This window comes from Neobacillus drentensis, from assembly GCF_036962765.1.
Taxonomy (GTDB): domain Bacteria; phylum Bacillota; class Bacilli; order Bacillales; family Cytobacillaceae; genus Neobacillus; species Neobacillus drentensis_C.
Window position 1 is genome coordinate 7,761 of sequence record NZ_JBALOS010000227.1, and the last position, 8,206, is coordinate 15,966.

Consider the following 8,206-nt stretch of genomic DNA (forward strand, 5'->3'; position numbering starts at 1 on the left):
ATTTCTAGGTTGGCAGTTATTGTCCGATTTGTTTTTCATAACAAAAAATACCACTTCCATTTTGCATTGTCGCTGTATTATAATGGTTAAATCCTAATGCTTCCCAAAAGCGTTGTGCTCGGATGTTCTCTTTTAACACACCAATTCTAACAGCTTTCTTACCTCGATTCAGCATCTCATTTTCGTATAATGCATATGCCTGTGCACCAAAACCATATCCTTGATAATCACCATGCAATAGTAATAGACCAAGCCAAGGGTACTGGTCCTTCGGATTTTCTAATAAGTAATCGGTAATTCCAATATAGGTATCATCAAGCTTTATAAATGCACTAATTGTATTGGGATTTAAGAATTCATTTTCCATGTCAGCTAGTGTTCTTGCCTCTTTGCCATTTTCAAAAATATTATATTCTGGATTCGAGTTAATCATTTCGAGCGCAATATACAACGTTTCTTTTTTAACCTCTTCAAAATGCATTAAAATCGGTAACCTCCATTTTATCGTTTTTCTAAAATGATTATATCAAAACTGCATATCTAAGTATCGTTTGTCGAACAATTAATGTCATAATTTTTTAAATTGCTAAATACGTTTTAATCATTGTGTAATTTTTAATTACACTATTTACTCAATTGTATAGAAAAGGAGAATTAATTATGGTCCAGGTTGAAGTAACTGTTAAATTTGAAGGAAAAAGCTATTTAACGAATGTCATTGCCCATCGGGAAACATCAGAAGATGAAATATTCCAACTTGCATTAGAGCAAGTACAAAAGCAATGGAAGAAATAAATAAACTCAAAAAAACAGCAAATCAAGATTATGCTGTTTTTTTTTTGAGTTTTTGCGACTTTACGTTACTATTTTTTGAATTTGACGGGAATGAATCGATCGTAAAGTGGAATAAGATATGATACTTCCAATTAAGGCTAACAGCATATCCCATTGGGTATCCCAGACATCTCCCTGCGTACCTAAGAAGGCCTCAGCGGCTTCTCCTGTCAACAAAGCCACAGTAAATTCTACTAATTCATAGATAGCACTTATGGCTAAACACATACACACTACCGTGACTGAAAGCCATTTGGAATGGTGCAATGGTGAAGTTCTGATCAATAATTCACGGATTATAATTGCCGGGATAAATCCTTGAGCAAAGTGGCCTAGCCGGTCATAATAATTGCGATCTAAGTCCCAAATATCTCTAAACCAATTAAACAACGGCATTTGGGCGTATGTATAATGCCCGCCAATAAATAAGATCGAAGAATGAATGAGGACTAATAAATAAACAAGTGTTGTAAATTGAAAGAAACGATAGGTAAATAATAATATTAATACACCTATCAGAGCCGGAATCACTTCAAGCCACCAAGTGAAGCGATCATTCGGATTAATTGCAGACCAAACAAGGACAGTGGAAAATAGTAATAGAAAAACAATGAGATTTCGATGTTCCTTTAGCAATTGGATACCCCATTTCCGTGTTCATTTGTCGATAGCTTGTATAAAATCAGCAAAGAAAATACTCTTATTAATCCTAAAAGAAACTGTATGTTTCGATAACGAGACATACAGTTTCTTTTTCATTAGATTTCACTTGGTTGTTCGAATGTGTAGGCATCATTTGGAGTTTTCTCCATTAGGGGACTAATCCCTGAAGTAGTAATCAGGTGAAGTTCATGCATAGCCCTTGTACAGACTGTATAAAATAATTTTCGTTCGCTTTCTTCCTTGTATTGGGAACAATCGTACAAAATAACCGCGTCGAATTCAATCCCTTTCGCAAGATAGGAAGGAATGACCAGAATTCCTTTTTCATAAGAGATCGTTCCTTTTTCAATCAGATGAAGCTGAATCTCGTTCTTGAGTGCTTCAAAGGCCCTTTTGCTTTCATCAGCCGTTCTGCATATGACAGCAATGGTTCGATGTCCTTCTTTTTGAAATTCGTTTATTTTTCTGACAAGTAATTCTGTGATGCTATCATCGTTAACGACAGTAACTACCGGCTTTCTACCCTTACGGTTAAAGGGTTCAATATTTTCCCCACCCTCAATCAAGGTACTGGTAAAGTTGACAATTTCCTTGGTTGATCGATAGGTTTTTGTAAGAACAAACGATTCGATCTCATCTCCCGCGAGGCTTTGGTCGGAGAAAACAGTTTCCGCACCAGTGGCACCAGAAAATATTGCTTGATTAAAATCACCTAGCAATGTCATTTTGCTATACGGGAATAGTTGTTGAATAAAAGCAAACTGAAATGGTGAGTAATCCTGTGCTTCATCAATGAAAATATGCCGTATCGCCGTTTTTGACTTACGTCCTTCAATTAAATCCTGCAGGTATACATATGGGGTGGCATCTTCATATGGAATATCCATCTGATTTAATTTTTCCACAGTCTGTCTGCAAATTTGCTCCCATTCAACTGGCAGACTTTCTTCCATGTATTCTCCTTTTTTGAATAACTGGCCGTAAACACGAGGAGCATCAATAAACCGTAAACTTTTTACTCGTGTAAATAATGGCTTGAACTTCTCTTTTACCACCATTTCTGCCAATAGTTTTTGCTCCCGTTCAAAATCATCAAATGTATTATCGGAAAATTGATTTTTTTCCTGAAGTTTTTTAAATGCCTCCATAAAATCTTCTTTTTCGAGATATTGGATTTCTTCCTCCACCCAACTCCTCGAGCACTCTTGTCTTACTTTTCTCTTTAAATCCCTTAACAACCATTCCTTAACAAGCTTGATCCGGTTAGGTATGGTAATGTTTTCATCCAACGAATAAAAATAATCATGGATCTCCTTTTTAGAAATCAAAACATCTCCTCTGAATTTTAAATCCCTAAAAATCAGTCCCTTTTTCGCTAATCCTTTGGCGTAACGTTCGATGATATTCTTAAAATCGAGACTTGCTTTAAAGCGGATCCCCTCCACTCTTACATGATAATCATTTTCCTCATTCCCACTTAGCAAATACTCCATTTGTGTAAACGGGTCTTCCACATTAAATTCCTTCCCTAATCGAGAATTTAAATATTCCTGAAAGGTGGATTGCTGCATATTATCTTCTCCAAGCTCCGGTAAAACCGTGGCTACATAGCTATTAAATAGAGGGTTAGGCGAAAATAACATAATGTTTTCTGAGTTTAAGGTCCCACGATAACGATAGAGCAGGTAGGCAACCCGTTGAAGGGCCGCAGAGGTTTTACCGCTTCCTGCAACTCCTTGGACGATCACTATTTTTGAACGTTCATTGCGAATAATTTCATTCTGCTCACGTTGAATGGTGGCAACAATGCTTTTCATTTGAGTACTCGCGTTGTTCCCAAGGACCTCCTGAAGCATTTCATCTCCAATGGTTACCCCTGTATCAAACATCCCTTTAATTTCTGAGGACCTAATAATAAATTGACGCTTTAGGTTCATATCCCCTTCAATCGTTCCTTCGGGGGTATTATATTGAGCTGGTCCTGGTGAGTAATCATAATAAAGGCTCGATATTGGTGCCCGCCAGTCATAAATCAAGAAATTTTCATCATGTTCATCCATCAAGGATGCAATTCCAAGGTATACCTGGTCCGTTGCTGCTTCCCCTTCTTCTAAAAAATCGATTCGACCAAAGTACGGCGAATACTTCAACCTAGACAGCGTATTGAGATGTTTATCCAACTGTTTATGGGTCCGCTCCCGTTCAGAGAGCAATTCAACCTGTTGTTTGATGCTTGCTGCCGTTTCTATTACGTCATCCGGTTCATCTAAATTGACAGTTACATCTTCCCAAAATTCTTTTCGAATCTCGAGTACATCAGCGTTTACCTTTCCAGCATTTGATTTTAACTTATTTATCTTTTTATCGATTTCATTTACAACTGAAGTAACTCTTCTTTGTTCCATTTGCCAGTCTTTGCTTTGTAAATCGCTCATCCAACCACTCTCCAGATAAAGTTTTGGTCAATTGTTGACAACCGAATAGAATTGTGATAATGTTATAATAGATAAATTTTAAACAATCGCATAAATAAATATTTATGCCAACTGTCATTCTATCATGCTCCCACTGCATTTTCAAGGAGATTTTTTCACTTTTAATTACAAACGTCTTTTGGGCGTTTTTTTATTGTCTAAATGTCCTTGGACATTGTCTCCTAACACACCTTCATGCTAATGGTGAATACTATGTTACGGGTGATTTAACTCTTCGTGGTGTAACAAAACCAGAAACTTTTGTGGTTACTTTTGAAGGTCAAGGAAAAGATCCATGGGGAAATGAAAAGGTTGGCTTCAGTGCAGAAGGTACGATTAATCGTTCTGAATATGGCCTCGTTTGGAATGCAGCTCTTGAAACTGGCGGCGTCCTTGTTGCTGATAAAGTAAAAATCAACCTTCAAATTCAAGCAGCAAAAGCAGAATAATTAAGGTTGAACACATAAAGTTTCAGGCGTGAATCACAGAGGAATCCACGCCTGAATTTTTTATTGAATACACCTAAAACTAAACAATTAATCGGTCAAGTTCTACTTTCAACAAATTAGCAAGCTCTAGCATTCCAAATTTTCCTGCTTTCGCTTCTGCCTCCGAATTATAATTCGTATTCGTATTGATGTCATAAGTATAAATTTCTCCTGCTGTATTTCGAATAAATTCGATTCCAGCCACTTGAATCTGATTTGCAGCCAGTACCCGCTCATACTTTTTAATAATCGGGTCTGAAAAACCAGCAATAATTTCAAACTTTGGTTTCTCACCCTTTTCCTCTCCAACGGGACAGAATAAATCACCAATCTGGCAGGCATCAGCCGGGCATAATTGAAAACCTTCCGCCGTATCTACCTTGACTGCATATACGAATTTCCCACCGATAAATTCACAGCGAGTAATAATGCTCTCCGGTGCTTGTATGTAATCTTGAATTAATGTTATGCCGTCTACTGGTTCTTCGAAAGCAGGTCCCTCTACATAGGTTTTTAATCCCTCTAAGGATTGAAAAAGCTGAACACCCAACCCTTTCCCTGCTCGATTGTGTTTTGTAATAAAAGGTTTACCCATAAATTCAACTGCCGCCTCAAGGATTTGCTCCTTCCCTACCGCAGCAATTGTTCGCGGTGTTTGAATCCCAAATTTATTTAGTTCTAAGTATTGAATAACCTTACTAACTTCCAGCTGAAGTGCGCGTGTTCCGTTAAAAACTTTTCGACCATGTGCTTCAAGCCAGGCGAGAACTTGTGCAGCAAATTCGGGTGCAAAGCGGTGCCCTCTTGTATGTGAGGAAGCACTCATTCGGTTATAAAAAACCCCTTCTGGAGGTTCTTTTGAAAGATCAAGACGTCCGCTGTCAAGATGCCATTCTTCATAGGGCACTCCTTTTTCCTCTAAACGCTTTGTTAGATGAATGGTCCAGTCGCTATTTTCATGGATGATATATACTTTTTTCAAAAAGAAAAGTACCCCCTCTGTATAATGCTTTATATTAAATTATAATTTTGATTCGCCAATTTGTGAAGGTATGGATCAAATAAACGATTTGTTATATAAAATAAAGGCTGTGTTAAATGTATTTGTGATATTTTAGTCACGTTGATCTACGTTCCAGGTGCGAGTCTACTGCGGGAGTACGGGGCTGTGGAGACCCCGCAGGAGCTAAAGGCCGGGGAGCCTCCCCGAAACGCCCGCGGAAAGCGAAGCTGATGGAGCGCAAATCAACATTCTCGTATAACACAGACAAAATAAAAAAAGGCTGATTCGAGAATCTGCCTTTTTTTCACTTAGGGACGAATAATGACTCGAGTACCATTCGGAACCATTTCAGCGAGCTGCAATACATCCCGATTATACATTCTCACACAGCCATGTGACACGGCTTTTCCAATTGAACTTGGATTGTTAGTGCCGTGAATCCCGTATCCTTGTTTGGAAAGGGAAAGCCATAATACACCAAATGGTCCCCCTGGATTATACTGTCGATTAACAATGACGAATTCTCCTGCCGGAGTATTCGTCAGCATCTTCCCTACTGCGATTGGAAAAATTTTTACTAGTCTGCCATTGTTGTATAAAGTAAGTCTTCGGTTACCAACAGATATTTGAATGGAATAGGGTATAGTAGAAGGCTCAGGCAGGCCTGGAATTTGAATTTTTTGGCCCACATGTAAATGCCCGACCCCAGGATTAGCTGCATAGAGGCGTTGGAGGCTAACGCGATAATTAGCAGAGATAATACCCAGCGTCTCACCAGGCTTAACTGTATGAATCATGCAATCCCACCTTTCTCGTGATAGCATATGCCCAATCAAGTTAGTGGGTAACCTAATTAGGATAGGTTCTAAATGCATGCTTTTTGCTCGAAATTTTCAGGTCATAATCATACATAAAAAGGCTGCTGTCCGGGGTTTTCTCTCGACTATGGCATTATTCAAATCTAAATAGTGGAGCCATATCCGCTCTTATGTGGTTGACATAAAAGTAATCATTGCTTCCCTTATCATATCGATAATCGTTTTTCCATTCATTAATGTTTAAGGTGATTTCACTAATAGCATTAACAAACAACATGATTTCTTCGTTAGTCATAATCGGATGTAAAGAGAACCTCACCCATCCTGGTTTCTTCGACAAGTCCCCCTGGTTAATCTTGTCAGTAATTTGCATTGAGGATTGTTTATCAATATGAAGGAGATAATGTCCGTAGGTCCCTGCACAAGAGCATCCGCCTCTTACTTGAATCCCAAACCGGTCATTAAGCAGGCGGACAATTAAATTGTAATGGATATTCTCAATATAAAAAGAAACTATACCGAGACGTTCGGTTTTATGATCAGCTAATAAATGAAGTCCTGGAATTTCTACTAATCTAGGTAATAAAATACTTAACTGTTCCTTTTCTCTTTTTAAGATATTGTCTACACCCATTTGATTTTTCAAATTTAAGCATAGAGCGGTTCGAATCGCTTGTAGTATTCCAGGTGTCCCTCCATCTTCCCTAAGTTCGATATCGGAATAATATTTGTGCTCACCCCATGGATTCGTCCATGTCACAGTTCCACCCCCTGGATGGTCTGGAACGTGATTAGCATATAATCGAGTATCAAATACCAAAACTCCACTAGTTCCTGGTCCCCCTAAAAACTTATGAGGAGAGAAAAAGATAGCATCAAGTTTTTCCAAAGGGTCCTTTGGGTGCATATTAATGGTTACGTATGGGGCAGATGCAGCAAAATCCACTAGGCAGATGCCGCCATGTTGATGCATAATTTTTGCTAATTGATGATACGGGGTTTGAATTCCTGTAACATTGGAGCATGCTGTAAAAGAACCAATCTTCATTCGCCTGTTCTTATAGTGATGCAGCAACGCGACCAGCTGATTACAGTCCACGCCTCCATCCTCGTCCGGAGGTAAAATAACTACATCCCCCAGTGTCTCGAGCCAGGATGTTTGGTTGGAGTGATGTTCCATATGTGTTATAAAAATAACTGGTCTCTCACTTTCCGATAGATGCAGACGCGATTTCCATTGTTCATGTACTCTTATTCCTAATAGTCTCTGAAACTTATTCATGACTGAGGTCATCCCAAATCCATCCAGGATCAGGGCATCATGCTTGTCGGCATTTACATGTTCCTTAATAATTTTTTTGGATTGATTATATATACCCGTCATCATTAAGCTGGTTATATTTGATTCTGTATGTGTATTTGCCATAAAAGGTCCGAACACCTCAGAAATCTTCCGTTCGATTGGGCGATAAAGACGACCACTTGCCGTCCAGTCCGCATAGATGATTTTCTTATTCCCATAAGGGGATTCAAATTCCTGGTTGATCCCAATTACTTGTGAGCGAAACGGTTGAAAATATTCCTCAAGGTTATCCGGGATTCGATAGGTTTTACTGCCAATTTTAGCGGTGATCATCTGTTTCACACCTCACAATTTTAAATCCTGTTATTAATATATGCAGGACACTATAGTACTGTTTCTTTAACGACATCTAAAAAAGTGCAACCATAATATAGGGCTGCTCTTCTAGTTATCCTACAATTTAGTTAAAAAGTTTAATGTTTATATCATCCTAAGACTTATTTTAGTCAGCATTCTTTTCTTTTATTTTTTATTAATCAAATCTTACATAAATCTTACGAATACTAAGCAGTCATTTTTTCTCCAAATAAAAAAGCAGCCTAATCTGAACTGTAACCCGAATA

7 protein-coding genes and 1 pseudogene are annotated in these 8,206 nt (G+C 38.3%); 2 read left to right on the forward strand and 6 right to left on the reverse strand.

Annotated elements, in window-relative coordinates; genetic code table 11:
* Positions 1 to 16 precede the first annotated feature (16 nt).
* Positions 17 to 481, reverse strand: a complete 465-nt coding sequence (locus V7137_RS24105) for a GNAT family N-acetyltransferase (RefSeq protein WP_335700417.1) — start codon at positions 479 to 481, stop codon at positions 17 to 19.
* A 179-nt stretch (positions 482 to 660) separates the two neighbouring features.
* Between V7137_RS24105 and V7137_RS24110 the strand changes: the two genes are divergently transcribed.
* Positions 661 to 795 carry a BA3454 family stress response protein gene (locus tag V7137_RS24110; protein ID WP_335700418.1) on the forward strand — a complete coding sequence of 45 codons (135 nt, stop codon included), beginning with the start codon at positions 661 to 663 and terminating at the stop codon, positions 793 to 795.
* Positions 796 to 855: 60 nt separating this feature from the next.
* On the opposite strand, the gene V7137_RS24115 is transcribed toward V7137_RS24110, so the two are convergent.
* On the reverse strand, positions 856 to 1,470 hold the full coding sequence (locus tag V7137_RS24115; RefSeq protein WP_335700419.1) for a DUF2238 domain-containing protein: 615 nt from the start codon (positions 1,468 to 1,470) through the stop codon (positions 856 to 858).
* A 122-nt stretch (positions 1,471 to 1,592) separates the two neighbouring features.
* Complete coding sequence (gene helD, locus V7137_RS24120) at positions 1,593 to 3,932, reverse strand: RNA polymerase recycling motor HelD (protein WP_335700420.1); 2,340 nt, start codon at positions 3,930 to 3,932, stop codon at positions 1,593 to 1,595.
* Positions 3,933 to 4,177: 245 nt separating this feature from the next.
* Between helD and V7137_RS24125 the strand changes: the two are divergent.
* Positions 4,178 to 4,420, forward strand: a pseudogene (locus V7137_RS24125) (YceI family protein); the annotation flags it as partial.
* Positions 4,421 to 4,499: 79 nt separating this feature from the next.
* Here the strand turns inward: V7137_RS24125 and V7137_RS24130 are convergent.
* The 3 genes from V7137_RS24130 to V7137_RS24140 all read right to left on the reverse strand — a co-directional run bounded on the left by V7137_RS24130 (position 4,500) and on the right by V7137_RS24140 (position 7,916).
* Positions 4,500 to 5,441 (reverse strand): ATP-grasp domain-containing protein, encoded by a 942-nt coding sequence (locus V7137_RS24130; RefSeq protein ID WP_335700421.1) that lies wholly within the window; start codon positions 5,439 to 5,441, stop codon positions 4,500 to 4,502.
* Positions 5,442 to 5,770: 329 nt separating this feature from the next.
* The gene (locus V7137_RS24135; protein ID WP_335700422.1) at positions 5,771 to 6,259 is read right to left on the reverse strand and encodes a L,D-transpeptidase family protein; all 489 of its coding nucleotides are present in this window, start codon (positions 6,257 to 6,259) and stop codon (positions 5,771 to 5,773) included.
* A 154-nt stretch (positions 6,260 to 6,413) separates the two neighbouring features.
* Complete coding sequence (locus V7137_RS24140; RefSeq protein ID WP_335700423.1) at positions 6,414 to 7,916, reverse strand: aminotransferase class V-fold PLP-dependent enzyme; 1,503 nt, start codon at positions 7,914 to 7,916, stop codon at positions 6,414 to 6,416.
* Between the last annotated feature and the right edge of the window lie 290 nt (positions 7,917 to 8,206).

Coding starts and splice junctions, on each gene's coding strand:
- V7137_RS24135 (WP_335700422.1), bottom strand. CDS start 6,259: ATGATTCATACAGTTAAGCCTGGTGAGACGCTGGGTATTATCTCTGCT.
- V7137_RS24105 (WP_335700417.1), bottom strand. CDS start 481: ATGCATTTTGAAGAGGTTAAAAAAGAAACGTTGTATATTGCGCTCGAA.
- V7137_RS24140 (WP_335700423.1), bottom strand. CDS start 7,916: ATGATCACCGCTAAAATTGGCAGTAAAACCTATCGAATCCCGGATAAC.
- helD (WP_335700420.1), bottom strand. CDS start 3,932: ATGAGCGATTTACAAAGCAAAGACTGGCAAATGGAACAAAGAAGAGTT.
- V7137_RS24110 (WP_335700418.1), top strand. CDS start 661: ATGGTCCAGGTTGAAGTAACTGTTAAATTTGAAGGAAAAAGCTATTTA.